The organism is Aeromonas sp. FDAARGOS 1408 (assembly GCF_019048665.1).
Lineage (GTDB): Bacteria > Pseudomonadota > Gammaproteobacteria > Enterobacterales > Aeromonadaceae > Aeromonas > Aeromonas dhakensis.
Genome location: NZ_CP077394.1, coordinates 3,570,249 through 3,596,546, shown reverse-complemented (window position 1 = coordinate 3,596,546; position 26,298 = coordinate 3,570,249). Strand labels below are relative to the sequence as shown.

27 protein-coding genes are annotated in these 26,298 nt (G+C 64.2%); 16 read left to right on the top strand and 11 right to left on the bottom strand.

Annotated elements, in window-relative coordinates:
• Positions 1–105: 105 nt before the first annotated feature.
• The 8 genes from I6L38_RS16520 to hslR all read right to left on the bottom strand — a co-directional run bounded on the left by I6L38_RS16520 (position 106) and on the right by hslR (position 7,409).
• On the bottom strand, positions 106–561 hold the full coding sequence (locus tag I6L38_RS16520; RefSeq protein ID WP_043169395.1) for an N-acetyltransferase: 456 nt from the start codon (positions 559–561) through the stop codon (positions 106–108).
• A gap of 14 nt (positions 562–575) precedes the next feature.
• Positions 576–962 (bottom strand): DUF6559 family protein, encoded by a 387-nt coding sequence (locus I6L38_RS16515; protein WP_052248732.1) that lies wholly within the window; start codon positions 960–962, stop codon positions 576–578.
• A gap of 95 nt (positions 963–1,057) precedes the next feature.
• Positions 1,058–1,453 carry a nitrous oxide-stimulated promoter family protein gene (locus tag I6L38_RS16510; protein WP_052248731.1) on the bottom strand — a complete coding sequence of 132 codons (396 nt, stop codon included), beginning with the start codon at positions 1,451–1,453 and terminating at the stop codon, positions 1,058–1,060.
• Between the two features lie 112 nt (positions 1,454–1,565).
• Entirely contained in the window at positions 1,566–3,368 is a 1,803-nt protein-coding gene (locus tag I6L38_RS16505) for an aminopeptidase P family protein (RefSeq protein ID WP_043169382.1), read from the bottom strand.
• A gap of 33 nt (positions 3,369–3,401) precedes the next feature.
• Positions 3,402–4,067: a GntR family transcriptional regulator gene (locus I6L38_RS16500; RefSeq protein ID WP_017783592.1), complete on the bottom strand. Its 666-nt coding sequence runs from the start codon at positions 4,065–4,067 to the stop codon at positions 3,402–3,404.
• A 175-nt stretch (positions 4,068–4,242) separates the two neighbouring features.
• On the bottom strand, positions 4,243–5,868 hold the full coding sequence (pckA, locus tag I6L38_RS16495) for a phosphoenolpyruvate carboxykinase (ATP) (protein WP_017765220.1): 1,626 nt from the start codon (positions 5,866–5,868) through the stop codon (positions 4,243–4,245).
• Between the two features lie 149 nt (positions 5,869–6,017).
• Positions 6,018–6,902: an Hsp33 family molecular chaperone HslO gene (hslO, locus tag I6L38_RS16490; RefSeq protein ID WP_206219370.1), complete on the bottom strand. Its 885-nt coding sequence runs from the start codon at positions 6,900–6,902 to the stop codon at positions 6,018–6,020.
• A gap of 108 nt (positions 6,903–7,010) precedes the next feature.
• Positions 7,011–7,409 (bottom strand): ribosome-associated heat shock protein Hsp15, encoded by a 399-nt coding sequence (gene hslR / locus I6L38_RS16485; RefSeq protein WP_017783591.1) that lies wholly within the window; start codon positions 7,407–7,409, stop codon positions 7,011–7,013.
• A gap of 214 nt (positions 7,410–7,623) precedes the next feature.
• Here hslR and exeC point away from each other — a divergent pair, with 214 nt between their 5' ends.
• From exeC to exeN, 12 genes are all read left to right on the top strand, one after another.
• Complete coding sequence (gene exeC / locus I6L38_RS16480; protein ID WP_005308474.1) at positions 7,624–8,472, top strand: GspC family type II secretion system variant ExeC; 849 nt, start codon at positions 7,624–7,626, stop codon at positions 8,470–8,472.
• Positions 8,473–8,493: 21 nt separating this feature from the next.
• Positions 8,494–10,530, top strand: coding sequence for a GspD family T2SS secretin variant ExeD (gene exeD / locus I6L38_RS16475; protein WP_216988742.1), 2,037 nt, complete (start codon positions 8,494–8,496; stop codon positions 10,528–10,530).
• On the top strand, positions 10,530–12,035 hold the full coding sequence (exeE, locus tag I6L38_RS16470) for a GspE family T2SS ATPase variant ExeE (RefSeq protein ID WP_017787449.1): 1,506 nt from the start codon (positions 10,530–10,532) through the stop codon (positions 12,033–12,035). The genes exeD and exeE overlap by 1 nt, the downstream gene beginning before the upstream one ends.
• 1 nt (position 12,036) lies before the next feature.
• A complete protein-coding gene (exeF, locus tag I6L38_RS16465; protein ID WP_216988741.1) occupies positions 12,037–13,257 on the top strand; it encodes a GspF family T2SS innner membrane protein variant ExeF in 1,221 nt (406 codons plus the stop codon).
• A 151-nt stretch (positions 13,258–13,408) separates the two neighbouring features.
• Positions 13,409–13,840, top strand: a complete 432-nt coding sequence (gene exeG, locus I6L38_RS16460; RefSeq protein ID WP_005308483.1) for a GspG family T2SS major pseudopilin variant ExeG — start codon at positions 13,409–13,411, stop codon at positions 13,838–13,840.
• A gap of 47 nt (positions 13,841–13,887) precedes the next feature.
• The gene (exeH, locus tag I6L38_RS16455) at positions 13,888–14,451 is read left to right on the top strand and encodes a GspH family T2SS minor pseudopilin variant ExeH (protein ID WP_017765227.1); all 564 of its coding nucleotides are present in this window, start codon (positions 13,888–13,890) and stop codon (positions 14,449–14,451) included.
• Positions 14,448–14,807: a GspI family T2SS minor pseudopilin variant ExeI gene (exeI, locus tag I6L38_RS16450; protein ID WP_005308487.1), complete on the top strand. Its 360-nt coding sequence runs from the start codon at positions 14,448–14,450 to the stop codon at positions 14,805–14,807. Before exeH ends, exeI begins: the two co-directional genes overlap by 4 nt.
• 44 nt (positions 14,808–14,851) lie before the next feature.
• The gene (gene exeJ / locus I6L38_RS16445) at positions 14,852–15,499 is read left to right on the top strand and encodes a GspJ family T2SS minor pseudopilin variant ExeJ (RefSeq protein WP_216989599.1); all 648 of its coding nucleotides are present in this window, start codon (positions 14,852–14,854) and stop codon (positions 15,497–15,499) included.
• An 89-nt stretch (positions 15,500–15,588) separates the two neighbouring features.
• Complete coding sequence (gene exeK / locus I6L38_RS16440; RefSeq protein WP_216988740.1) at positions 15,589–16,614, top strand: GspK family T2SS minor pseudopilin variant ExeK; 1,026 nt, start codon at positions 15,589–15,591, stop codon at positions 16,612–16,614.
• A gap of 119 nt (positions 16,615–16,733) precedes the next feature.
• Positions 16,734–17,918: a GspL family type II secretion system protein ExeL gene (gene exeL, locus I6L38_RS16435; RefSeq protein WP_005308494.1), complete on the top strand. Its 1,185-nt coding sequence runs from the start codon at positions 16,734–16,736 to the stop codon at positions 17,916–17,918.
• Positions 17,915–18,406, top strand: coding sequence for a GspM family type II secretion system protein ExeM (exeM, locus tag I6L38_RS16430; RefSeq protein ID WP_005308496.1), 492 nt, complete (start codon positions 17,915–17,917; stop codon positions 18,404–18,406). The genes exeL and exeM overlap by 4 nt, the downstream gene beginning before the upstream one ends.
• 61 nt (positions 18,407–18,467) lie before the next feature.
• On the top strand, positions 18,468–19,223 hold the full coding sequence (exeN, locus tag I6L38_RS16425; RefSeq protein ID WP_216988739.1) for a GspN family type II secretion system protein ExeN: 756 nt from the start codon (positions 18,468–18,470) through the stop codon (positions 19,221–19,223).
• A gap of 60 nt (positions 19,224–19,283) precedes the next feature.
• Here the strand turns inward: exeN and I6L38_RS16420 are convergent, their stop codons facing one another.
• Entirely contained in the window at positions 19,284–20,099 is an 816-nt protein-coding gene (locus I6L38_RS16420) for a helix-turn-helix transcriptional regulator (protein WP_216988738.1), read from the bottom strand.
• A 179-nt stretch (positions 20,100–20,278) separates the two neighbouring features.
• On the opposite strand from I6L38_RS16420, the gene tyrS reads away from it, so the two are divergent.
• Entirely contained in the window at positions 20,279–21,544 is a 1,266-nt protein-coding gene (tyrS, locus tag I6L38_RS16415; RefSeq protein WP_216988737.1) for a tyrosine--tRNA ligase, read from the top strand.
• Here the strand turns inward: tyrS and I6L38_RS16410 are convergent.
• Positions 21,539–22,444, bottom strand: a complete 906-nt coding sequence (locus I6L38_RS16410) for a LysR family transcriptional regulator (RefSeq protein ID WP_017787454.1) — start codon at positions 22,442–22,444, stop codon at positions 21,539–21,541. The genes tyrS and I6L38_RS16410 overlap by 6 nt on opposite strands.
• Positions 22,445–22,559: 115 nt before the next feature.
• Here I6L38_RS16410 and I6L38_RS16405 point away from each other — a divergent pair, with 115 nt between their 5' ends.
• Positions 22,560–23,666: an NADH:flavin oxidoreductase gene (locus I6L38_RS16405; protein ID WP_043169365.1), complete on the top strand. Its 1,107-nt coding sequence runs from the start codon at positions 22,560–22,562 to the stop codon at positions 23,664–23,666.
• A 69-nt stretch (positions 23,667–23,735) separates the two neighbouring features.
• On the opposite strand, the gene yrfG is transcribed toward I6L38_RS16405, so the two are convergent.
• The gene (yrfG, locus tag I6L38_RS16400) at positions 23,736–24,404 is read right to left on the bottom strand and encodes a GMP/IMP nucleotidase (RefSeq protein ID WP_043169364.1); all 669 of its coding nucleotides are present in this window, start codon (positions 24,402–24,404) and stop codon (positions 23,736–23,738) included.
• Between the two features lie 138 nt (positions 24,405–24,542).
• On the opposite strand from yrfG, the gene nudE reads away from it, so the two are divergent.
• Both nudE and cysQ read left to right on the top strand, forming a co-directional pair.
• Positions 24,543–25,151, top strand: a complete 609-nt coding sequence (gene nudE, locus I6L38_RS16395) for an ADP compounds hydrolase NudE (RefSeq protein ID WP_017765235.1) — start codon at positions 24,543–24,545, stop codon at positions 25,149–25,151.
• Between the two features lie 35 nt (positions 25,152–25,186).
• On the top strand, positions 25,187–25,999 hold the full coding sequence (gene cysQ / locus I6L38_RS16390; protein ID WP_005308514.1) for a 3'(2'),5'-bisphosphate nucleotidase CysQ: 813 nt from the start codon (positions 25,187–25,189) through the stop codon (positions 25,997–25,999).
• Positions 26,000–26,298 lie beyond the last annotated feature (299 nt).

The following is a 26,298-nucleotide window of genomic DNA, read 5'->3' as shown; positions in this document are numbered from 1 at the left end:
TTGTTCGGTCAGTGATTCAACTCTACGCCAACCGGATTGAGCATGAAACCAGCAAAGTGTAACCAATTATAAGGCCCGGGCCCGGCAAACCCCGTCACCGCCGGCTCAGCCGAGCCGTTTCTCCAGCAGCAGGCGATCCTCGCCCTGGCCGAAATAGTCGCGCTCCTCGGCCAGTTGCTGATAACCGAGTCGAAAGTAGAGGCGCTGGGCCGGATTGGCCGGATCCACCGTCAGTCTGACCCGCTCGATCCCCAGCTTTTCCAGTGACTGCTCCACCTGCAGCATCATGCGTTCGGCCAGACCGAAGCCGCGCGCCTCCGGCAGCACCGCCAGCGACAGCAGCCAGCCCTGCGACCGATCCTGTCCCAGCCCACCCAGGGCATAGCCCAGCAGCCTGCCGTCCAGTTCGGCCACCAGCAGCAGTTCGGGCCACAGATCCATGGCCTGGCGGAAGAAGAAGCCGGGATAGACATCCTCCCCGAACACATTGACGTCGATCTGCCAGATGGCGTGCATGTCGGTGTGAGTGGCGGTGCGCAGCAGGGGCGGGGTGTGGTGCATCAAGACTCCTTCGGTCAATATTGGCGAAAGGTGATGCCCTGGGTCTGTACCTTGCGGTCGCTGCCGCCTCGCCATTGGGCAGGGCGCGCCAGCTCGCGGACATCCAGAGCGGTATAGGCGATATCGTGGTGAAACAGGCTCTCGGCGAGCGACTGGCGCAGTGCGAGCAGGCGCTGATCGTCGAGTTGCCAGCCACTGGCAAGCTCGGGCGCGCTCTCGTGGCGGTAGAGCGCGAAGTAGTAATGGAGCCAGCGGGGCGGCAGTTTATGGATCCTGGCCTGGGTCAGCAACTGCCCCGCACTGTATTGCTCGCGGGCACCATACTCTTTGGCCAGGATAGCCGACATCGCCAGATAGCGACGCAGGGCCCGACGCTCACGAAAACGGGTAAACCAGCCCATCTTATCTCCACTTCTCCACTGTCAGATGCAGACCGCAAGAGGCGGTCTGGACGGGGTGGAGTTTACCGGCTGATTCCTGAATCCAGCATGAGTGATCAGGGGGGAAGCGGGCGGCTGTGGGGGCGTCTGGGGGCCTTGCGGCGGCTGTCCAGCAGGTGGCGCAGGGCCAGCCAGGGGTGATGCCACAGCATGCGCGGGCCGCTCCACTTCATCACCAGCTGGATCTGCTTGCGCATGGCCGGGGCATAGCAGTGGATGTGGCAGTTGGCACAGGTGGGCTTGTGGCCGTGACCATAGCGGCAGCGGCGCAGCCGCTGGTGGGCGAACTCCTGCAACTGCTGGCAGTGCCGGCAGGCGGGATCCTGATGATGGTGGTCGCAGTAGAGGCGGATCATGGCGCTGACCGTCTGCTGCTCACGCTTGAGCCTGGGATGCACGGGCGCCTTGTCGGCACGGGCCGGGCGTGCGGGGTGGGTGTGATGGGTCGTCATGCAAGGCATTGTCCGGACCTGGGGCGACGGGGTCTTGATACAGGTCAAACCGGCGGGCAAAAAAACAGGGCCCGTGGGCCCTGTTTCATCAGACAACTTCGATTGTCTGCGCTTAGATGAGGCTGGTTGCCTGCTCCAGCCAGGCGAGATCCTCGCCCTCAAGCAGCGGGCTCAGGCGGCGGTAGACCTCGGCGTGGTACTCGTTGATCCAGCGGAACTCGGCCGGGCTCAGCAGGCTGCGATCGATGAGGCGGGTATCGAACGGTACATAGGTCAGCCGCTCGAAGCCCAGCATCGGCAGCTCGCCGATCTGCTCCTGTTCGGTAACCACCACCAGGTTCTCGCAGCGGATGCCGAAGGCATCTTCCCGGTAGTAGCCAGGTTCGTTGGAGAGCACCATGCCCGGCTGCAGGGCCACCAGGCTGCCCTTGGGGGCGATGCGCTGCGGGCCTTCGTGCACGCTCAGGAAATGGCCGACGCCGTGGCCGGTGCCGTGGTCGTAGTTGTAACCGGCCTGCCACAGCGGCATGCGGGCCAGAACGTCGAGCTGGATGCCGGCGGTGCCGCGCGGGAAGCGGGCCTGATCCAGCGCGATGTGACCCTGCAACACCCGGGTGAACATCGCCTTGTGCTCGTCGGTCAGCTCACCCACCTTGATGGTGCGCGTGATGTCGGTGGTGCCGTCCAGATACTGGGCGCCGGAGTCCACCAGATAGATGCTGTCCTGGCCGAAGGTACGCGGGGTGCCGTTGGTGTGGCGGTAGTGGCACATGGCGGCGTTGGGGCCGAGCGCCGAGATGGTGTCGAAGCTCGGCTCCACATAGTGATCCTGCTCGCGGCGGAAGGCTTCCAGCTGGTCGGCCAGGGTGCCTTCATCCACGCCGTCGAATTCGCCGCTGGCGATCAGCCGATCCAGCCAGGCCAGGAAGCGGGTGACGGCGACACCGTCGCGCAGATGGGCGGCGCGCATGCCGGCCAGCTCCACTTCGTTCTTGCACGCCTTCGGCAGCATGGTCGGATCCTGACCGGCTACCAGGATGGCGCCCGCCTCTTCCATGACCAGCTGGGTCCAGGCGTTGGCGGTGTTGGGATCGGCCAGCACCTTCTGCTGATCCTCGCCGATGCGTTTGAGCACGTCACCCAGCTTGTCGATGGGGTAGACGGAGACATCTTGCCCCACGTGCTGGCTGAAGGCGAAGCAGTCGATCTTGTCGGTGTCGACGAAGAAATCCATGGTGGCGTTGGCGTAGAGCACCGCAAAGCCCAACACCACCGGCAGCCGCTCCACGTCGCGACCACGCAGGTTGAGCAGCCAGTTGATGGGCTCGGCCTGAGTCAGCAGCACCGCATCCAGCCCGCGCTTGCGCAGATCGCTGGCCAGCAGCTCGCGCTTGGCCTGGCTGGACTGGCCCGCCAGCGCCTCGCTGTAGAGGATGGCCGGATTCTTGGTGGGAGCGGGGCGATCGCTCCAGTGCAGATCGATGGGGTTCTGATCAACACGCACCAGCTCGATGCCGCGCTCGGTCAGGATCTCTTTGGCGTGTCGATACCAGGCCAGGCTGTGCAGGCGGGCATCGAAGCCGACCCGTGAACCGGCAGGCAGCTGCTCGGCCAGCCACTGCACGTGGGGATCTTCGTTCAGATGGAGAAACTCGAAGAGCTCGGCCGGTGCCTGCATGCGGGCCTGCACCGTGTAACGACCGTCGATGAACAGGGCCGCCCGCTGCGCCAGTATGATGGCGAGGCCGGCGGAGCCGTTGAAACCCGTGATCCAGTCCAGTCGCTCGGCGTAGGCGGGAATGTACTCCCCCAGGTGCTCGTCGTCATGGGGGACGATGAAGGCGTCCAGCTCCATCATGGCCAGTTCGGCCCTGACCTGGGCGACGCGGGTTTCAATAATCTCGAAATGATTCATGTCGTTAATGCCAGATTGTAGTGATGTGAGTGTTCAGTGGTTGTGGCCGCTGTCCAGGATCCGCTTGATGGATTGGCCAGCCGCCTCGATATGTTGCTTGAGCAGTACCACCGCCTCGTGCTTGCGGCGGGCGCGGCACAGCTCCAGCAGCTGGGCGTGCTCCCGCTCCGCCTTGTCGACGCCATCGCTGGCGAACAGCAGCTCGAAGCGCACATAGCGGTCACAGCTCAGATTGATCTGGGCGATCAGCTCCAGTGCCTGGGGGCGGCCGGCGGCCTGATAGAGGGTGGCGTGAAAACTGTGGTTCAGTTCGGCCCAGTGTTCGATCTGGGTGCCCGACTCGAGGGCCTGGTCGAACTGGGCGAGGATCGCCTGCGCCTTGGCGAAGGTCTCCTCCGTCATCAGGTCGACGGCGTGGAACAGGGTATCGGCTTCCAGCAGGGCTCGCAAATAAAAGAGCTCCTCGATGGCCGCGGCGTCCAGCATGGTGACCACGGCGCCGCGGTGGGCCTCGAACTTCACCAACCCCTGGGCCTCCAGCTGCATCAGGGCCTCCCGCACCGGAATGCGGCTCACCGCCAGCTCCTTGGCGATGGCGTCCTGGCGCAGGGGGGCGCCGGCGGGAAACTCACCGCGCAGGATCCGGCCACGGAGGTTTTCCATCACCATTTGGGTACGGGTCTTGTAGGGTGGGGTCATGATCGGGTCACAGGGGAATCGTTACAAAATTGTATATTGTATAAAGTTGGGCTGAATCTAACGCGCAAGGGCCCACAAGGCAAGGTTTGGCGGGAGTCAAACGCCGCGCTCTGCTCAAAAAAATACCGGTCAGCTGGGCTGACCGGTATGAGATTGGTTGTGAACGGGGTCGCTGTTACAGCTGCGGACCCGCCGCGACCAGACGCTTGCCTTCGTCGTTGTCGGTGAAGCGCTCGAAGTTCTTGATGAAACGCTGGGCCAGATCCTGCGCCTTGGCATCCCACTCGGCCTTGTTGGCGTAAGTGTCGCGCGGGTCGAGGATCGCCGGATTCACGTCGTGCAGGGCGGTCGGCACTTCCAGATTGAAGATCGGCAGCACCTTGGTCTCGGCCTTCTCGATGGATCCATCCAGGATGGCGTCGATGATGGCGCGGGTATCCTTGATGGAGATGCGCTTGCCGGTGCCGTTCCAGCCGGTGTTGACCAGGTAGGCCTCTGCACCGGCCGCTTCCATCCGCTTCACCAGCTCCTGACCGTACTTGGTCGGGTGCAGGGAGAGGAAGGCCGCGCCGAAGCAGGAGGAGAAGGTCGGGGTCGGCTCTGTGATGCCGCGCTCGGTACCGGCCAGCTTGGCGGTGAAGCCAGACAGGAAGTGGTACTTGGTCTGCTCCTTGGTCAGCTTGGAGACAGGGGGCAGCACGCCGAAGGCGTCGGCGGTCAGGAAGATCACCTTGGTGGCGTGACCCGCCTTGGAGACCGGCTTGACGATGTTCTCGATGTGATAGATGGGGTAGGAGACCCGGGTGTTCTCGGTCTTGGAGCCATCGTCGAAGTCGATGGTGCCGTCGGCCGCCACGGTCACGTTTTCCAGCAGCGCATCGCGACGGATGGCGTTGTAGATGTCCGGCTCGGCTTCCTTGGAGAGCTTGATGGTCTTGGCGTAGCAGCCCCCTTCGAAGTTGAACACGCCGTCGTCGTCCCAGCCGTGCTCGTCATCGCCGATCAACTGACGCTTGGGATCGGTGGAGAGGGTGGTCTTGCCGGTGCCGGAGAGGCCGAAGAAGATGGCCACGTCGCCGTCCTGGCCCACGTTGGCGGAGCAGTGCATGGAGGCGATGCCGCGCAGGGGCAGGAAGTAGTTCATCATGGAGAACATCCCCTTCTTCATCTCGCCACCGTACCAGGTGCCGCCGATGAGCTGGATCTTCTCGGTCAGGTTGAAGGCGACGAAGTTCTCGGAGTTGAGACCCTGCTCCTTCCAGTTCGGGTTGGTGCACTTGGCACCGTTCATCACCACGAAGTCCGGTTTGAAGGTTTTCAGCTCTTCATCGCTCGGGCGAATGAACATGTTTTTCACGAAGTGAGCCTGCCAGGCTACCTCGGTGATGATGCGCACGGCCAGGCGGGTGTCCGGGTTGGCACCGCAGAAGCCGTCCACCACGAACAGGCGCTTGCCGGAGAGCTGCTTGGTCACCAGGGATTTCAGATGTGACCACACTTCCGGGCTGATGGCTTTGTTATCGTTTTTACCCTGGTCAGACCACCACACAGTATTCTGGGTAGTGGCGTCTTTGACGATATATTTATCTTTCGGGGAGCGGCCGGTGAAGATGCCGGTATTGACATTGACGGCCCCCAATTCGGTCACCACGCCGCGCTCGAACCCTTCCAGGTCGGCACGAGTCTCTTCCGCGAACAGCTGGTCGTAGGAAGGGTTGCGCAGGATTTCAGTGGAGTTCTTGATACCGTACTGGTCCAGTCCTAATTGTTGGGCCAGGGTGGGTTCTGCCACGATTGTCATTGTATTCTCCTGGGTTCAGAGGTTGGTAGGGTTCTATCTGGCGTTCATCCTATCACTTAGGTGGTAGAGTTTAGCGATCGCCATCAAACTTTATAAAATAGGGTATTTTTTTGTTATTTAAGTTAAAGGCGGGTTTTGCCCGCCTTCAATTAGTGTAACTTGTTTGCATCATTACCGGGAGCCCCGCTGAACAGGGTTTCGACATCGATCCTGTCAAATTCGTACTGGGCGCCACAATAATCACAGTGCATGCCGATCTTGCCGAGCTCCTGCACCATCTCCATTACCTCTTCCTTCTCGATCTGCAACAGGGCCCCTTCGCAACGCTCGCGGGAGCAGGTGCAGCGGAACTCGACCGCCTGCGGATCGAACACCCGCACCTTGTCCTGGTGGTAGAGACGGTAGAGGATCTCTTCCGCTTCCAGGCCGAACAGCTCTTCATCCTTGATGGTGCTGGTGAGCTGGGTCAGGTGCTCGAAGTCGTCGCCGTGATCCTCGCTCTGGGCGGGCAGCTCCTGTAGCAGGATGCCGGCAGCGCGCGGCGCGCCTTCGTGGTAGCCGGTGCGGATCCAGAGCTTGGTCGCCAGCTGTTCGGACTGGGTAAAGTACTGCTCCAGGCAGCCGGCTAGGGTGTCGGCGTCCAGCGCTATGATGCCCTGATAGCGTTCACCCTGCTCCGGGGTGATGGTGATGACCAGCTGGCCTTCCCCGATCAGGCTCTGCAGCTTGCCGTCGCTCGGCAGTTCACCCTCGTAGCGGGCCACGCCGCGCAGCTGCTGGTTGTTGTCGCCGTTGATGACGGCCAGCCGTACCGGGCCGTTGCCCTGCAGCTGTACCGTGATGGAGCCTTCGAACTTGAGGGTGGCGGTCAGCAGGCTGGTGGCGACCAGCAGTTCACCCAGCAGTTTTTGCACCTGTACCGGGTAGTTCTGAGCCTCCACCACGTGGCGGTAGGTGTGGTCCAGCTGGACCAGCTCGCCCCGGACTTCGTACTCTTCGAACAGATAGCGATACAGGAGATCTTGGTTACTCATCATGCATTCCTGGGTTCTTCGGTGGGGTAAATAGATAAAAACATTAATAAACAGGTGGTTAGGAACTTATTCCGCCATCTGTCGTCATAAAAGGGCCATCTTGGCGGGTCAATATTGCTTGACCTTGATCAGCTGGCGCCGCTCCTGCTTGTCGGGACGACGCTCGGGGCTCGGGGCAAACTGGCTGTTGAAGCGGCGTGCCTCGCTGTTTTCCGCCCGTCGTTTCAGGCTGGCCTCGGTCTCTTCATAGAGCTGCTGGGCCAGCGGGGCGGATTTGCGCTGCTCGCTCACCTCGACCACCCGCACTTCCCGCTCGTCCTGGCCCTGCCAGAAACGAATGAGGGCGCCAACCTCGACATGCTTGCCCGGTTTGCTGCGCTGGCCGTTGTAGTGCACCTTGCCCCCTTCAATCTGGTCGCGGGCCAGGCTGCGGGTCTTGTAAAAACGTGCCGCCCACAACCACTTGTCGAGACGGACCTGGGTTGGGATTTCTGCGGGGTTCGGCATGAATCGACTCCGGAATGGCTGAAAGGGGTGCCTGATTATACCAGAGGCAGGCCCCGGGATAGAAACAGGGGGCCCAAGGGTGTGACGGAATGTCAATTTTCGCAGCTTACTCCCATCCGGTCGGTTGTCTCTGGGTCCATTGCCGTACACAATAGCCAACCGATTTGGATGCCAGAAAATATTGATAAACATGACGCTACCGTTCAGGGATGACTTGTTGAGCTCCCTTCTGGCCCGTTGTAAAACCGTGCCACTCTCCCGTTTCAGCCAGCCTCTGTTCTGGCTTCTGCTGCTGTTGCTGGCCCACCAGTGTGCTGGTCTCACCTGGCGTCTGCTGGATCTCGGCAGCCGCCCCGTCAGTCAGCCCTGGCAGCCGTCGGTGGTAGCCAGTCAGGGCCAGGGTTCAAACCGGCTCGATCTGAGCGGCGTCAGCCGGCTGGCGCTGTTCGGCAAGGCCAAGCAGCAGGCCCAGGCGGCCGATGTTGTCGCAGCCGATGCTCCCAAGACCCAGCTCAACGCCCAGCTCAACGGCGTGCTGGCGAGCTCGGATCCCGCCAAGTCCATCGCCATCATTGCCCACAACGGGCTGCAGAACTCCTATGGCATCGGTGACCTCATCGACGGCACCCAGGCCAAGATCCGCCAGGTATTTGCCGACCGTGTCATCATCGAGCGGGACGGGCGCGACGAGACCCTGATGCTGGACGGCGAGGAGTACGGCAAGCCGCTGCCCCAGCAGGGCAAGCAGGACGACAAGCTCTCCTCGGTGCGCAACGAACTGATGGGCAACCCCGGCAAGATCACCGATTACCTCAATATTTCACCGGTCCGGGTCGATGGTCGCATGGTCGGCTATCGTCTCAATCCGGGTCGCAATCCGGAACTGTTCAATCAACTCGGGCTGGTCGCCAACGACATGGCGGTCAGCATCAACGGGCTGGATCTGCGGGATAACGCTCAGGCCATGCAGGCGATGCAGCAGGTGGCTGGCGCAACGGAAATGACCGTCACCGTCGAGCGGCAAGGACAGCTCTACGACGTTTATGTCGGCTTGTCAGAATAATGAATTGGAGTAGCACCAAGAATGACAAATAAAGGGAAGGGCTGGCGTCTGGCCACCGTGGCCGCGGCGTTGATGATGGCAGGCTCAGCCTGGGCCACCGAATACTCCGCCAGCTTCAAGAATGCCGACATCGAAGAGTTCATCAACACGGTCGGCAAGAACCTGAACAAGACCATCATCATAGAGCCGTCGGTACGGGGCAAGATCAACGTCCGCAGCTATGACCTGCTCAACGAAGACCAGTACTACCAGTTCTTCCTGAGCGTGCTCGACGTCTATGGCTTCGCCGTGGTCCCGATGGACAACGGCGTGCTCAAGGTAGTGCGCTCCAAGGATGCCAAGACCTCCGCCATCCCGGTGGTGGACGAGAGCAACCCCGGCAGCGGCGACGAGATGGTGACCCGGGTCGTGCCGGTGCGCAACGTCTCGGTGCGCGAGCTGGCGCCGCTGCTGCGCCAGCTCAACGACAACGCCGGCGGCGGCAACGTGGTCCACTACGATCCCTCCAACGTGCTGCTGATCACCGGCCGCGCCGCCGTGGTCAACCGGCTGGTGGAAGTGGTACGCCGGGTCGACAAGGCGGGCGACCAGGAAGTGGACATCGTCAAGCTGAAGTACGCCTCCGCCGGTGAAATGGTGCGGCTGGTGACCAACCTCAACAAGGACGGCAACAACCAGGGGGCCAATACCTCCCTGCTGCTGGCCCCCAAGGTGGTGGCCGACGAGCGCACCAACTCCGTGGTGGTGAGCGGCGAGCCCAAGGCGCGCGCCCGCATCATCCAGATGGTGCACCAGCTCGACCGTGACCTGCAGAGTCAGGGCAACACCCGGGTTTTCTATCTGAAATACGGCAAGGCCAAGGATCTGGTGGAGGTGCTCAAGGGCGTCAGCTCCAGCATCGAAGCGGACAAGAAGGGCGGCGCGGCTACCACCACAGGCGGTGGCGGTGCCAGCATCGGCGGCGGCAAGCTGGCCATCTCCGCCGACGAGACCACCAATGCGCTGGTGATCACCGCCCAGCCGGACGTGATGTCCGAGCTGGAGCAGGTGGTGGCCAAGCTCGACATCCGCCGTGCCCAGGTGCTGGTGGAGGCGATCATCGTCGAGATCGCCGATGGCGACGGCCTCAACCTCGGGGTGCAGTGGGCCAACACCAATGGCGGCGGCACCCAGTTCACCAATACCGGTTTGCCGATAGGTTCGGTGGCCATTGCCGCCAAGGATTACAAGGATAACGGGACCACCACCGGCCTGGCCTCGCTGGCCAAAGAGTTCAACGGTATGGCGGCCGGTTTCTATCACGGCAACTGGGCCGCGCTGGTGACGGCCCTGTCGACCAACTCCAAGAGCGATATTCTCTCCACCCCGAGTATCGTCACCATGGACAACAAGGAAGCCTCCTTCAACGTCGGCCAGGAAGTGCCGGTGCAGAGCGGCTCCCAGAGCTCCACCACCAGCGATCAGGTGTTCAACACCATAGAGCGCAAGACGGTGGGCACTAAGCTGGTGGTGACGCCGCAGATCAACGAGGGGGATTCCGTGCTGCTCAATATCGAGCAGGAGGTCTCCAGCGTAGCGAACAAACCTGCCGAGGGAACGGCAACACTTGGCCCGACCTTCGATACCCGCACCATCAAGAATGCGGTGCTGGTGAAGAGCGGCGAGACAGTAGTGCTGGGCGGCTTGATGGATGAGAAAACCAGCGAAACCGTCTCCAAGGTGCCGCTGCTCGGCGATATCCCGGTGCTGGGCTATCTGTTCCGTTCGACCAATAACAGCACCTCCAAGCGCAACCTGATGGTCTTTATCCGGCCCACCATTTTGCGGGATGCCAACATCTACACAGGTGTTTCCAGCAACAAGTACACCGAGTTCCGCTCCGAGCAGCAGGAGGCGGCGGCGCAGGAGGGCTACCTCACCTCGCCCAAGCGCCAGGTGCTGCCCGAGTACAGCCAGGGTGTGACAACATCGCCCGAGGCACAAAAGCAGATTGAACAGATGAAGCAGCACCAGCAGACGACAATCGACTCGGTGCAGCCATTCGTGGGTAACAAGTAATGGCAGCATACCAGCTGGATGGCGTCGACATGCCGGCAGCCCTACCCGAGCTGCCGTTTGCCTTCGCCCGCAACTTCGGCGTGATCCTGACCGAGCGGCAGGGGGCCCCGGTGCTGCTCTGCCGCCAGGGCGTGACGCCGCAAACCCTACTGGAAGTGCGGCGAGTGGCGGGCTGCGCCTTCACGGTGGAGCAGATGGACGGCGAGGCCTTCGAAGAGCTGCTGATGGCCCACTACCAGCGCGACTCCTCCGAGGCGCGCCAGCTGATGGAGGACCTCGGCAACGAGATGGACTTCTTCGCGCTGGCCGAAGAGTTGCCCCAGAGTGAAGACCTGCTGGACGCCGACGACGATGCCCCCATCATTCGCCTCATCAACGCCATGTTGAGTGAGGCGATAAAAGAAGAGGCGTCCGACATCCACATCGAGACCTTCGAGCGGGCCCTGGTGATCCGGTTTCGCATCGATGGGGTGCTGCGGGAGATCCTGCGCCCCCATCGCAAGCTCGCCTCCCTGCTGGTGTCGCGCATCAAGGTGATGTCGCGCATGGACATCGCCGAGAAGCGGGTGCCGCAGGATGGTCGCATCTCGTTGCGTATCGGCGGCCGGGCGGTGGACGTGCGGGTCTCCACCATGCCGTCCAGCTACGGTGAGCGGGTGGTGCTGCGTCTGCTCGACAAGAACAACGTGCGGCTCGAGCTCAAGCAGCTCGGCATGACGCTGGCCAACCGCAACATCATCAGCGAACTCATTCGCAAGCCCCACGGCATCATTCTGGTGACGGGCCCGACCGGTTCGGGCAAGTCGACCACCCTCTACGCGGCCCTCTCCGAGATCAACTCGCGGGATCGCAACATCCTGACCGTCGAAGACCCCATCGAATATGACCTCGAAGGGGTAGGCCAGACCCAGGTCAACAGCAAGGTGGACATGACCTTCGCCCGCGGCCTGCGCGCCATTCTGCGCCAAGACCCGGACGTGGTGATGGTGGGGGAGATCCGTGACCTCGAGACCGCCCAGATCGCGGTGCAGGCGTCGCTGACCGGTCACCTGGTGATGTCGACCCTGCACACCAACACCGCCATCGGCGCCATCACCCGGATGCGGGACATGGGCATCGAGCCCTTCCTGCTTTCCTCATCCTTGCTGGCGGTACTGGCCCAGCGGCTGGTGCGCACCCTCTGCCCGGATTGCCGCGCGCCGCGCCCCATCACCGAGCAGGAGCGCATTGCCATGGGCATTGAACTGGCGCCGGATCAGCAGGTGTGGCGGCCGGTGGGCTGCGAGCAGTGCAACCACACCGGCTATCGCGGCCGGACCGGCATCCACGAGCTGGTGGTGGTGGACGAGGCGGTACGCGAGGCGATCCACAGCGCCAGCGGCGAGCTGGCCATCGAGCGACTGATCCGGGGCCATACCCCCAGCATCCGCCGCGACGGCATCGACAAGGTGCTCAAGGGGCAGACCAGCCTCGAAGAGGTGCTGCGCGTGACCCGGGAAGACTGAGATGGCGGCATTCGAATACAAGGCCCTCGATGGCAAGGGACGCAACAAGAGCGGCGTACTGGAAGGGGATTCCGCCCGTCAGGTACGCCAGCTGTTGCGCGAGCAGGGGCTGACCCCGCTCGAGGTGAACGAGACCACCGAGAAGGCCAAGCGCGAGGCGAACCGCTTCGTGTTGTTCCGCCGTGGTGCCAGCACCGCTGAGCTGGCGATGATCACCCGCCAGCTGGCGACCCTGGTGGGTGCCGGCCTCACCATCGAAGAGGCGCTCAAGGCCGTCGCCGAGCAGTGCGAGAAGGCCCACCTGCGCAGCATGGTGGCCACGGTGCGCAGCAAGGTGGTGGAGGGCTATTCGCTGGCCGATTCGCTGGGGGCTTTCCCCCATGTGTTCGATCAGCTGTTCCGCTCCATGGTGGCGGCCGGCGAGAAGTCCGGTCACCTGGAGAAGGTGCTCAACCGCCTCGCCGACTATACCGAGCAGCGTCAGCACATGCGCACCAAGCTGCTGCAGGCGATGATCTACCCCATCGTCCTCACCTGCGTCGCCATCGGCGTCATCTCCATCCTGCTCACCGCCGTGGTGCCCAAGGTGGTGGCCCAGTTCGAGCACATGGGCCAGCAACTGCCGGCCACCACCCGCTTCCTCATCGGTACCAGCGAGCTGATGCAGCACTACGGCCTCTGGTTCCTGTTGCTGCTGCTGGTGGGCGGCTTTGTCTGGCGCTGGTGGCTGACCGACGACAAGCGTCGCCGTCACTGGCACCAGGTGATCCTGCGCCTGCCGGTGATCGGTCGGGTCAGCCGCGGTCTCAACACTGCCCGTTTCGCCCGCACCTTAAGCATCCTCAACGCCAGCGCCGTGCCGCTGCTGGAGGGGATGAAGATCTCCGGCGAAGTGCTCTCCAACGACTTTGCCCGCATGCGTATCGGTGAGGCCACCGAGCGGGTGCGGGAGGGGACCAGCCTGCGCAAGTCGCTGGCGGAAACCAACATTTTCCCGCCCATGATGCTGCACATGATCGCCTCCGGCGAGCAGAGCGGCGAGCTCGACAACATGCTGGAGCGGGCGGCGGACAACCAGGATCGGGAGTTCGAAACCCAGGTGAACATCGCCCTCGGGGTGTTCGAACCCATGCTGGTGGTCTCCATGGCCGGGGTGGTGCTGTTTATCGTGATGTCGATCCTGCAGCCGATCCTGGAGCTCAACAATATGGTGAATTTGTAAGGTTCGGACGTTCGAATATGCTTCGCTATTCGAACCTACCAGTCCAATCAACTCCGTAGGTTCGATTAGCCGACAGGCGTCATCGAACGATCGTGGTTTAACAGTTAATCGTTGATGGTTCATGCCATCTCATTTCGTGAGGGAGTAAGTCATGCAAAAGCGTCGTCAATCGGGTTTTACCCTGCTGGAAGTGATGGTGGTCATCGTGATCCTGGGGATCCTGGCCAGCCTGGTGGTGCCCAACCTGATGGGCAACAAGGAGAAGGCGGATCAGCAGAAGGCCGTCTCCGACATAGTGGCGCTGGAAAACGCCCTCGACATGTACAAGCTGGACAACAACCGCTACCCGACCACCGAGCAGGGGCTGGACGCACTGGTCAACAAGCCGACCGCCGCCCCTGAGCCGCGCAGCTACCGGGAAGGGGGCTACATCAAGCGCCTGCCGCAGGATCCCTGGGGCAACCCGTACCAGATGCTGAGCCCGGGTCAGTTCGGCAAGATCGACATCTTCTCCATGGGGCTGGATGGCGAAGCCGGTACCGATGACGACATCGGCAACTGGAACCTGAAGGATTTCCAATAAGTGATCTCGCCGCGTCGCGCTCACCGAGTCATCCCGGGGCTGCCTGAATGAAGGTGGCCTCTTCTGCCCGTCGCCAGGCCGGTTTTACCCTGCTGGAAGTGTTGCTGGTGGCCATGCTGATGGGTCTGGTTGCCACTGCCGTCACCCTCAGCATGGGCGGCGCCAGGGGGGATCGGGAGCTCGACAAGCAGGCGCGCCGCTTCATGGCCGTGCTGCAGCAGGCGCAGGAGTACTCGGTGATGGATGGCCGGCTGGTGGGCCTGCGTGTCGAGGACAACGGCTGGCAGTTCATGCAGCGCGCGGCCAAGGATCGCAAGTGGCAGGTGATGAGCGGCGACAAGCTGCTGGATCGGGTCGAGCTGCCCGACAACATGCAGCTGGCCATCGAGCTCGAGGGCTTCAGCTGGCGGACCGACTCCGACGAAAAGTACGAGAAGGGGCGCGACGAGAAGGAGCGCACGCCTCAGGTGTTCATCTTTCCCGGTGGCGAGCTGACCCCCTTCGTGCTGACCCTGACCCAGCAGGACGACGATCAGCGCTATGTGCGCACCGTCAAGGCGGACGAGTTCGGTCGCCTGCGCCTGCTGCAGGACGAGGAGGAAGAGGAATGAACGCCCGCGGCATGACCCTGCTGGAAGTCATGGTGGCGTTGGCGGTGTTCGCCATCGCCGGGCTGGCGGTGATGAAGACCGCCAGCGAGCACCTCTCCGGCCTCAACTATCTGGAACAGAAGACCCTGGCGACCTGGGTGGTGGAGAACCAGCTGGTGCAGCAGAAGCTCGAAGCCAAGTGGCCCGGTGACAGCTGGGTGGAGGGGGACGAGCAGATGGCGGGCCAGACCTGGTACTGGCGCTATCGCGGCGTCGCCACCGCCGACAGCAACTTCAAGGCGCTGGACATGGAAGTGCGTACCGCACCCAAGGCCGACAGCCCGGTGGCCATGATCCGGACCTATATCAGCCGATGAACCTGCATCAAGGTGTCTCCATGATCCGGAGCCGGCATCAGCCGATGAACATTCACCAACGTCTATCCATTAGCCGGCGTCAGGCGGGGTTTACCCTGCTGGAGATGCTGGTGGCCATCGCCATCTTCGCCGGCCTGAGCCTGGGTGCCTATCAGGTGCTGCAAGGAGTGCTCACCAGCGACGAGGTGGCCAAGCGCAAGGAGGCGCGTCTTTCCGAGCTGCAGCTGGCCTTCTCCGTGCTGGAGCGGGACGCCACCCAGATGGTACCGCGCAGCGGCCGCATCGACGGCGAGAGCAACAAGGTGCTGCTGGCGGCCTCCCGCTTCGGCCAGCAGAGCGACGACTGGGGCATGGCCTTCATGCGCGGCGGCTGGCTCAACCCCGATGGCATGCTGCCGCGCTCCGGCCTGCAGCGGGTCGGCTGGCGGCTCAAGGATCACAAGCTGGAGCGGCTGAGCTACCTCTACCCGGATCCGGTGATCGGCACCGAGCCGCGCATCCAGCCGATGCTGGATCGGGTGACGGCGCTGCGACTCTACTTCTACGACAAGGGCAACTGGAAAGAGGAGTGGACCCAGCGCAACGTGCTGCCCTACGGGCTGGCGGTAGAGCTGGATCTTGAAGACTATGGAACCATTCGCCGCCAGTTCCTGATCGGTGCCGGTGGTCAGAGGGCAGATAATGGTAACTGAGCGTCAGTTTCCCCTGTCCGTCATGGAAGATGACGGCACTATTCGACGCCGCCAGTTCCTGATCGGTGCCGGCGGCCAGCGAGCGGACAATGGCAATTAAGCGCGGCCGGGGCCGATCCCGCACCACACCGGGCCGCCAGGGGGGCATGGCTCTGCTGGTGGTGCTGCTCATCCTGTCGGTGATGGTGATCATCGCCAGCAACATGAGCGGTCGCCTGCAGCTGGAGCTGCGCCGCACCGCCAACCTCACCGCCGGCAAGCAGGCCTGGTGGTATGCCATGTCGGCGGAGGCGCTGGTGAGCAAGGTGCTGGCCCAGGATTTCAAGGACGACCCCAACGTGGTCAGCCTGGGGCAGAACTGGGCGCGCCAGGATGCGGTCTTCCCGGTGGATGACGGCAAGCTCACCGGCCGGGTGCGGGACCTGCAATCCTGCTTCAACCTCAACAGCCTGAGCGTGCCGTTGAAGGACGGGATCAGCGGCGACGATCTGGAGAAGCAGCCCTATCCGGTCAAGGTGTTCAAGGCGCTGCTCAAGCAGCTCGAGGTGGAAGATTACGAGGCGGTGCAGTTGACCGATGCCATCCGCGACTGGACCGACAAGGATACCGTGCTGGTGTCGAGCTACGGCGCCGAGGATGCCTATTACGAAGGGCTTACCCCCCCTTATCTGACCGCCAACCAGTGGATGCTCGGCACCGACGAGCTGCGGGCGGTGCGCGGGGTGAGCGCCAAACTTTATGCCCGGCTGGCGCCCTATGTGTGCGCCCTGCCCAACGACAAGATGGTGGTGAACGTCAACACCATCCGGCCGGAGCAGTCGGCCCTGCTGGTGGCGCTCTATCTGGACAAGGTGGGGCTGGACGATGCCAAGCGGGTGCTGACCAGCCGCCCCCAGAAGGGGTGGAAGAACAAGAAGGAGATGACGGACCAGATGCCGGTGCAGGTGGGCAACATCCAGGGACTGGATGCGGCGCTGGACGTCAAGAGCAGCTATTTCGAAGCCAGGCTGCTTGCCGAGGTGGGTGACACCCGGGCCAGGCTGGAGAGCGTCTTCGTGCGCGGCAAGGACAACAAGCTGGTGATGCTGCGCCGTCTGAACGGCGGCGCCGAATAACAAGGGAGGCGGGTGACGGTCGTTGGCCGGCCCGCGCCATCCCCCGATTGGACTGCAGCCCATGGCTGCGCGCCCGCCCATCCCGAGGGATGTGAGCGAGCATGGCAGGAGAGACATTAGTGAGCGAGAGTCTGGTCATCCGTCTGGGGACCAATGCGCAGCAGCCGGTCGAGTGGCTGGTGTGGTCGGGCGGGGAGGAGGAGGTGATCGCCTCCGGTACCCTGGCCTCGGCCCATGCCCTTGGCGAGCTGCAGGAGCGGGCCGGTGGCCGCCCGGCGGTGGTGCTGGTGCCCGGCAGCGATCTTATCTTCCGGCGGGTGAGCCTGCCGGGCAAATACAGCCGCCAGAGTGCGGCCGCCTTGCCCTATCTGCTGGAGGAGCAAATCGCCTCCGACGTGGATGAGCTGCACCTGGTGGTGCTGGGTCATCAGGGTCACGAGGTGGACCTGATGGCGGTCGACAAGGAGAAGATGCAGACCTGGCTCGGCTGGCTGGAGCAGGCCGGTCTCAAGAGCCGGCAGCTGCTGCCGGACGTGCTGGCGCTGCCGCAGGCGAGCGAGGGCTGGTCGGCGCTGCAACTGGGCAAGGAGTGGCTGCTGCGCCAGGGGCCCTGTCAGGGCATCGTCGCCGACGAGCCGCTGCTGGCCATGCTGCTGGCGGCGGAGCCGGCGCCGGTGACCATTCACAGCCATACCCCGCCGCCGGCCATTGCGGCGGCCAGCTGGCAGGCGGCCGATCCCGAGCTGCCCATGCTGCTGCTGGCCCGGGGCGCACTCGCCAGTCAGGCCAACCTGCTGCAGGGCCCCTACCGACCGCAGACCGAATACTCCCGCTACTGGCAGCAGTGGCGCAAGGTGGCGGTGGTGGCCGGGGCGCTGCTGGTGGTGGCGTTCGCCCAGCGTGGCGTGCAGCTCTATCAGTTGGCGGAGCAGGACAAGGCGCTCAAGGCGGAGATCCGGCAGGTCTACACCCGGATCTTCCCGGGGGAGAGCCGCATCGTCAACGTGCGCAGCCAGATGACCCAGCACCTCCAGCAGCTGGGGCAGACGCCCCAGGACGGGGTGTTGATGGTGCTGACCGAGCTGGCCCCCACCTTTGCCGAAGTGCCCGGCCTCAAGCCCGAGGTGCTGCGTTTTGACGCGGCTCGCGGCGAGCTCAGGCTGCAGGTGACGGCCCCCGGTTTTGCCGAGATCGAGCGTTTTCGCGAGCTGGCCGGCAAGCGCTTCGAGGTGCAGCAGGGAGAGGTGCGCAGCACCGAAGGCAAGGTCGAAGGGGCACTGGTGCTGAAGGGTAAATCATCATGATGGACAAACTACAAGGCTGGTGGCGGAGCATCAGCGCCCGCGAGCAGCGGCTGGTGGCGGTGGGTGGCAGCGTACTGTTGATCGGCTTCTGCTACTGGGTCATCTGGCAGCCCATCGGCAACCGCATCGACGAGCGCGAGCGGCAGGTATTGAGCCAGCAGCAGACTCTCGCCTGGCTGAAAGAGAAGGGTGAAGAGGTGCTGGCGCTGCAGGGTGGCCAGGGCCGCCAGCTCGATACCAGTGGCACCCTGGAAGGGGTGGTCAACCGCACCGCCTTCAACCAGAAGATCAAGATTGCCCGGCTGCAGCCCCAGGGCCAGGAGCTGCAGGTGTGGATCGACACGGTGGCGTTCGATGATCTGCTGATCTGGCTGGCGACCCTGGCGGATCGCCATGGCGTGCAGGTACAGGTGATCGAGCTGGCCAGCGAGAATCTGGCGCCCGGTCTGGTCAAGGTTCGCCGCTTGCAGCTGAGCCGTCCCCAATGAAACAACGCGTCCCGAGCAGGGCCTCGCGCCTGATCGGGCGTTTGCAGTCGAGTCGTTTTCTATGAAGCAAAGAGTGCTGATTGCCGTGCTGTTTCTGGCGGCCTATCTGGTTTTCCTGCTGGCCAAGCTGCCGGCCTCTCTGGTGGTGCGCTACCTGCCGCTGCCGCCCCTGGTGCAGCTGGAAGGGGTGAGCGGCACCCTCTGGAGCGGCCAGGTTTCTCGCCTGCAATACGCCAGCGAGTCGCTGACCCAGCTGCGCTGGGAGCTCAACGGCTGGTCGCTGCTGCGCTTTGCCCCTGAGGTCTCCCTGCGCTTTGGTGAGCGCAGCGGCCTCAACGGGCAGGGGGTGGTTGGCTGGAGCGGCGCCGCCTTTGGCCGCGACATCACCCTCAACGTGCCGGCGCCCTGGCTGCTGGCGCGGGTGCCGATGCAACTGCCCGTGCCGGTGACCGTGGCTGGCCAGCTGCAGCTCAAGCTGGATCAGTTTGCCCAGGGCAACCCCTGGTGCGACAACCTCTACGGCAACCTCTACTGGTACGGGGCCGATGCCGATACCCCGGCCGGCAAGCTGGTGCTGGGGGATCCCGAGATCAAGCTGACCTGTATCGACTCCCGGCTGGTGGCCGAGCTCAAGCAGGGCTCGGAGGCGGTACAGGTGCAGGGCAAGCTGGAGCTGCAGGCCAATCGCCAGTACCTGTTCCAGGGCACCCTGAAACCCGGGCCCGAGCTGCCGGAGCAGATGAAGCAGGGGCTCCCCTTCCTCGGCCAGCCCGACGGTCAGGGGCGCTTCCCGCTGCGCTACCAGGGCCGCATCTGACGGCGTTGCCGTCTGAGCTGGCAAGCATCGACACCACCCCGCCCCGGCGGGGTGGTGTCGTTATGGGGCCGCGGCGGCTGGCGCCGTGATGAGGTGATTGAGGAAGAAGCGGAACAGCTCGGCCCGCGAATGCAGGTGCAGCTTGGCGTAGAGGTGCTTGCGATGATTCTTCACCGTGCCGCTGCCGATGCCAAGCGTACCGGCAATGGCCTCGGTGTCGAGCCCCTGCAACAACAATCCCGCCACCTGGCGCTCGCGGCGGGTGAGGCTTGCGCCCCCTACGCTGGCGATGGCCTGCTCCACCGTCGCCTTGAGATCGGCGCCACCCGGCAGTGCCGGGCTCTGGGCCAGCAACGCGGCTCCCTCCCGCCAGTGCTGGCGGCACAGCGAATGCATCAGAGGAAACAGCGCATCCAGTCGGGCCAGTTCGTCACGACTGAGGGAGCTGCGCTTGTCGAGGCGGCCCAGAAACAGCATCAGGGTGAGGCCGCCGCGCACCGGCAGGATCAGCCCCACCTCCTCCTGCCAGCCGGTGGCCTGATAGAAGTGGTGGCGATACTCGGGGTCGAGCCGCCCCCGCGACACCTGCGCCAGGGTCCAGACCCCGGCCCCCAGCCCCTGTTCCAGCGCCTGCATAAAGGGATCCTGGCTGAAGTGGCGGGTGAGGTAGTGGTCGAACAGCAGCGCCCGCTGGTGGTGCAGGTTGTCGTAGAGGTAGACGGGGCGCTGCCCCACCCCGAGCAGCAGGGCACAGTCGAACGCCACCTGCTGCTGGATCAGGCGCACCAGGGCTGCCGGGAAGCCGCTGCCATGCAGGGCATCGACCACCTCGGTCATGCTGCGGGTCAGGGCTTCTGTGGCGAGTGGCTGGATCATGGGCATTGGGTCATGGCGATAAGTTCCGGATGGCGGGCAGGCTCCCCGCAATGGTCGTGCGATGGTCACACTATGGCCGGATGCTAGCACGGAGTGGCAAAACTGTCCCCTGGGGGACATATTCGGCGCGAGCCAGAGCGGCGAGGATGTGGCCTTTTCCCCCTGCTGTTGGAGAACCCATGATCAACCCCCACCTGCTCGATGAGCTGACCCGACGCGGCCTGGTGGCCCAGAATTCCGACCCGGCGGCGCTGCGCGATCATCTAGCCACCCCGCGCACCATCTACTGCGGGTTCGATCCCACCGCCGGCAGCCTGCACATCGGCCATCTGGTGCCACTGCTGATGCTGCGTCGCTTCCAGCTGGCGGGTCACACCCCGGTGGCGCTGGTGGGCGGTGCCACTGGCCTGATCGGCGATCCCAGCTTCAAGGCGACCGAGCGCAACCTCAACAGCGCCGAGACGGTGCAGGGCTGGGTAGCCAGCCTGTCGGCCCAGATAAAAGCGCTGCTGCCGGCCAGCGACGGGCTGGCGGCGCCGCTGCTGGTCAACAACGTCGACTGGATGGGGCAGATGTCGGCCCTCGATTTTCTGCGGGATATCGGCAAGCACTTCTCGGTCAACGCCATGCTGGCCCGCGAGTCGGTGCGCCAGCGCCTCGCCCGACCGGATCAGGGGATCTCGTTTACCGAGTTCTCCTACGCCCTGCTGCAATCCCAGGACTTCGCGGTGCTCAACCAGCGCCTCGGTTGCACCCTGCAGATCGGCGGCAACGACCAGTGGGGCAACATCACCAGCGGCATGGATCTCACCCGCCGGCTCAATCAGGCCCAGGTCTATGGCATGACGTTGCCGCTCATCACCAAGGCGGACGGCACCAAGTTCGGCAAGACCGAGGGGGGCGCAATCTGGCTCGATCCGGCGCTCACCTCGCCCTACGCCTTCTACCAGTTCTGGCTCGGCACCGCGGACGAGGATGTCTACCGCTTCCTGCGCTACTACAGCTTTATGCCGCTGGCCGGGATTGAGGCGCTGGAGGCGGAGGATGCCAAGCGGCAGGGGCGCAAGCTGGCCCAGCAGGTGCTGGCCGACGAGCTGACCGAGCTGGTGCACGGCAAGGGGGCGCTGGCGGCGGCGCGGCGCATCAGCGAGCTCTTGTTCAGCGGCGACGTGGCTCGCCTTGGCGAGAGCGATCTGGCCCAGCTGGCCCAGGATGGCCTGCCGAGCAGCCCCATCGAGGGGGAAACGGATCTGGTGACCCTGTTGGTGCAGTGCGGCCTGGCGAACTCCAGGCGCATCGCTCGCGAGCTGCTGGCGGCGGGGGCGGTCAGCCTCAACGGTGCGATCCGCCAGGATGGGCCAGTGACCGACGGCGACTGGTTGTTCGGCCGCTATCTGCTGCTGCGCCGGGGCAAGAAGCAGTACCACCTGGTGATCCGCTCATGAGGGGGTGAGCGCCTCGATGACGTAGTCGAGGAAGTGGCCGACTAGGGCCGACTCGGCCCGGCGCTGGGTGTAGAGGGCATAGAAGCCGGTCCCCTTGGGACGGTAGTCGGGCAGCACCTCGCGCACCACCCCCTCGGCCAGCTCGGCCGCCACCAGGTAGCGCGGCAGGCGGGCGATCCCCAGCCCCTGGCGCATCGCCTGGTGAATCGCCTTCTTGCTGCTGAAGGCCAGCTCGCCTGCCACTTCCAGCGGGATCTCGCGCCCCTGGGCAAGCAGGGTCCAGCGCTCGTGGCGGCTGTACTCCTGGCAGCGGGTGATGAGGGGGTGCTGCTGCAGATCCTGCGGCTCGCGCAAGGGCGGGTGGTGGTCCAGGTAGTCGGCGCTGGCGCAGAGCACCAGATCGTCCACCGCGATGGGGCGCGCCAGATAGGGCTGGCTGCCAAGCTCGGTGCTGCGAAACGCCACGTGCAGGTTGTCGCGCAGCAGGTCGGCCGGGGTATTGCTGAAGTCGGCGATGATCCGCACCTCGGGGTGGTCGGCGCGAAAGCGCAGCAGCACCGGGGTCAGCACCACCTCGCCCCACAGATCCGGCGCCGTGATGCGCAGCTCCCCGCACAGGGCCGAGCGGCGGCGCTGCAGGCCGTCCAGCAACTGCTCGTGCAGGGCGATCATCTGGTCAGCCTGGCGGTAGGCGAGCTCCCCCGCGTCGGTCAGCTGCACCCGGCGGGTGGTGCGGCTCAGGAGCGTGTTGCCGAGGCTCTGCTCCAGGTGGCGCAGATCCTTTGAGGCCTTGCTCGGGGTGATGCCGAGCTGGGCCGCCGCCGCGGCGAAGGATCCGCAGCGGACGATGGCGACCAGCAGGCGCATCAGGTAGAGGGTGTCGAGCTTGTGGTGACTCATGTGTGGCGGCCTATTGCGTCCTGGTGGGAATGAATGCCTTGCTTGTGCACCTGATTATATCCTGAATGCCCGGGATTATAGTGGCGACATTCCATTGCGATCCCGGGAGAGGGTGATGAACAAGGCACTTGGCGACAGCTTCCACTTCGAACGGGCCGGATTGCGGCTCAAGAACCGGGCCGTGCTGGCCCCTTTGACCCACAACATGAGCGGCGCCGGCGGCGATCCCGCTCAGGCCGAGCTCGACTGGCTGGCGCGCTGCGCCCGGGGTGGTTTCGGCCTGCTCATCGCCGCCGCTACCCAGGTACAGCCCGGCGGACGCTGCTGGGCGGGGCAGCCGGCCCTGATGACCGACGCCCAGCAGCAGGCCTTCACGGCCCTGGCCGACAGTGCGCGGCAGGCCGGGGCGCTGGCGGTGGTGCAGCTGCATCACGGCGGGATGCGGGCCCTGCCCGAACTGAACGACGGGGCGCCGGTCGGCCCGTGCGCGCTGGCGCCGGGTGGACGCTACCCGCTCGGGGTCAAGGGGCTGAGTGAGGAGGGAATTCTTACGCTGATCGAGGCCTTCGTGGGCGCCGCCGAGCGGGCCCATGGCGCCGGCCTGCACGGGGTCGAGCTGCACGGGGCCCACAACTTCCTGCTCTGCAACTTCCTCAACCCCCTGCACAACCGGCGTACCGACCGCTGGGGTGGCAGCATCGCCAACCGGGCGCGGATCCTGGTGGAGATAGTGCGCGGCATCCGCGCCCGCCTGCCCCAGGGCTTCCTGATCGGGGTGCGCCTCTCCCCCGAGAGCTATGCCCATATCCAGGGCATCGAACTGCCCCATCAGCTGGCGGTGGCGCTCCTGCTGGCGGACGAGGGGATCGACTACCTGCACTTCTCCATGGGGGACAGCTTCAAGGCGGTGGCGGGGGATCCCGACGGCGGCGCCCTGCTGGAGGCGGTGCGGGTCGGGCTGGCCGGGCGGGTACCGCTCATGGTGGCGGGCAAGATCCACGATGCCGCCTCGGCCGAGCTGGCCCTGGCCGGCGGCGCCGACCTGGTGGCGGTGGGCACGGCGGCTATCGGCAATCCGGACTGGATGGAACGGGTGAGCCACGGCCTGCCCCTGCAGCGCGCGCCCTTCACGGCGGCGCACCTCGCGGAGATCGGCTTCACCCCAAACGCCCTCGACTACCTGGCCGGCATGGGGGTGCTGGCCCCGCGCGATGCGGCCTGAGGGCTTTAATAAGCAGATTGGCCGCTGAGCCGATATGACAAGGCCCTCGCGATGAGGGCCTTGAGCGTGTCAGGTGCCGAGGGGCAACAGCTCGGCGTAGTCGCGGATCGCCGGGAAGGCGGTGATGCGCTGCTCGGGCTGCCGGCTGTCCGGGTTCTGGATGGCGAGCTGGTAGCCGATGCCGTAATCGGCGGCGGCGCGCAGGATCCGCTCGCTGTCATCCACGAACAGGGTGCGGGCCGGGTCGAACGCCAGCCGCTCGGCCAGTGCCTGCCAGCAGTGCTGGCTCTCCTTCGACCAGCCCAGCTCGTGGGTGCTCACCATCAGATCGAGGTGCTCGGCGAGGCCGAGGTGCGCATCCTTGACCGACAGGCTGGCGGGGTGGGCATTGGTGAAGAGCACCAGTTGCTTGCCGGCGGCCTTGAGCGTGGCCAGGAAGGGGATGACGTTGGGGCGCCACTGGATCTTGGCCAGGATCTCCTGCTTGAAGGCGCGGATGTCGAGCCCGAGCGTCTCGCTCCAGTAATCCACGCAGTACCAGTCGAGGGTGCCGCTGACGGCCTGGTAGTGCGCCTCGATCTGCACTCTGGCCTCGGCCAGCGGCAGGCCGAGTCGCTCGGCATAGCGCTCGGGGACCAGCTGTTGCCAGAGGTGGTTGTCAAAATGGAGGTCGATCAGGGTGCCATCCATATCGAGCAGGACAGTGTCTATCTGGTGCCAGGGCAGTGGGGTCGGCATGGGGCCTCGGTGGTCGGGTCGAAACGGGCGGGCATTATAACGGATTTTTCCCGCCGCTTTCCCACCCTTGCCCCGTGGTGTTCGAGAGGGGAGTCGTTTACTCTTGAAACACGATTTTTTAACGAGCAGCCAGCCCCGATGAGTGATCACCACCAACGCAAACCCGTCCACCTCAGCGTCGACACCATGGCGCACGACAAGAGCAAGCCGGAGATCCTCAAGGCCGAGATCGTGGCCGAGAGCCGGCTGTTCAAGGTGGAGTCGCTCCACCTCAAGTTTTCCAACGGCGAGGAGCGGGTCTACGAGCGGATGCGTGGCGGCAACCGGGGCGCCGTCATGGTGGTGCCGCTGTTTGATGCCCACACCCTGCTGCTGGTGCGCGAGTACGCGGCGGGCACCCACTCCTACGAGCTGGGCTTTCCCAAGGGACTGATCGACCCGGGCGAAGATGCCTTCGAGGCGGGCAACCGGGAGCTGATGGAGGAGGCGGGCTTCGGGGCCAACAGCCTGACCCTGCTCAAGCAGGTGTCGCTGGCGCCGGGCTACTTCTCCAGCCGGATGGACATCTTGCTGGCGCGGGATCTCTTCCCCGAGCAGCGGGTGGGGGACGAGCCCGAGCCCCTCGAGGTGATCCCCTGGCCGCTGAACCGGATCGACGAATTGCTGGCGCGACCCGACTTCACGGAGTCGCGCAGCATCAGTGCGCTGCTGCTGGCCCAACGCTGGCTGGCGGAGCAGGCAGAGTAGCCCGCAGGGGCAGTTTGAATACAGAGGATAACAAGATGCAGGAGTTGTTGGCCTGGGTGCCGGGGGTCAAGGAGATCGCGCGCGAAGCGGGCAGGATCCTTCACGAAATCTATCACGGCGGTCAGTTCGAGCGTCAGCTGAAGGAGGATGCGACCCCGGTCACCAGTGCCGATCTTGCTGCCGATGCCTACCTCAAACAGGCGCTGTCGGCGCTCACTCCCCATGTTCCCGTGCTGACCGAAGAGGCGGCCGACATCCCCTTCAGTCAGCGCGCCAACTGGCGTCAGTACTGGCTGGTGGATCCCCTCGACGGCACCGGCGAGTTCATCGCCGGCAGCGGTGACTTCGCCACCCTGATCGCCCTGGTACAGGACAATGTGCCGGTACTCGGTGTCATCTATGCCCCCGAGTCGGACGTGCTCTACTGGGCGGTGCGCGGCCATGGCGCCTTCAAGGAGGCGAACGGCGAGGTGCACCCCATCAGCGCTATGCACCACGAACACGATCAGCCCGATTCGCTGGTGGTGGCCATCAGCCGCCGCCAGAAGCTGGAGAACCTGACCCGCCGCCTCAACCCGGCCATCAACTACGAGCTGATCCCGCTCGGCTCCAGCTCGCTCAAGTCCTGTCTGGTGGCGGAAGGTGCGGCCGACTGCTACGTGCGGCTCGGCCCTACCGGCGAGTGGGACACTGCCGCCGCCCAGTGCATCGTCGAGGCGGCCGGTGGCCGCATCCTCAGCCTGGCGCTGCAGCCGCTGCGTTACAACGAGACGGAGTCGCTGGAGAACCCGGACTTCATCGTGATGGGAGATCCGGATCTCGCCTGGGGCAGCATCCTGGCTCACTGAGCGGGTGAATATCTTATCGTTGACGGCAATCAGGCGGCCCCATGGCCGCCTGATTGCATGGTGTGATCCGCTGGTTTTATCGGGGATGAACAGGAATATCCGCTGGCAAAGCGCGGGAATGACAGTGAATCATCACAATAGAGGGCGGTGGAACGGCACGATTTTTCAGGTAATTCTGTAAACGATCATTTGGCCAAAATAAAAAATTGACCATTAATGAAAATTTGGTTTTAAATTTCACTAGATTTACTGAATTTAGTTTTACTCATTTATGTGATCCCGATTCCATTCCCAATCTC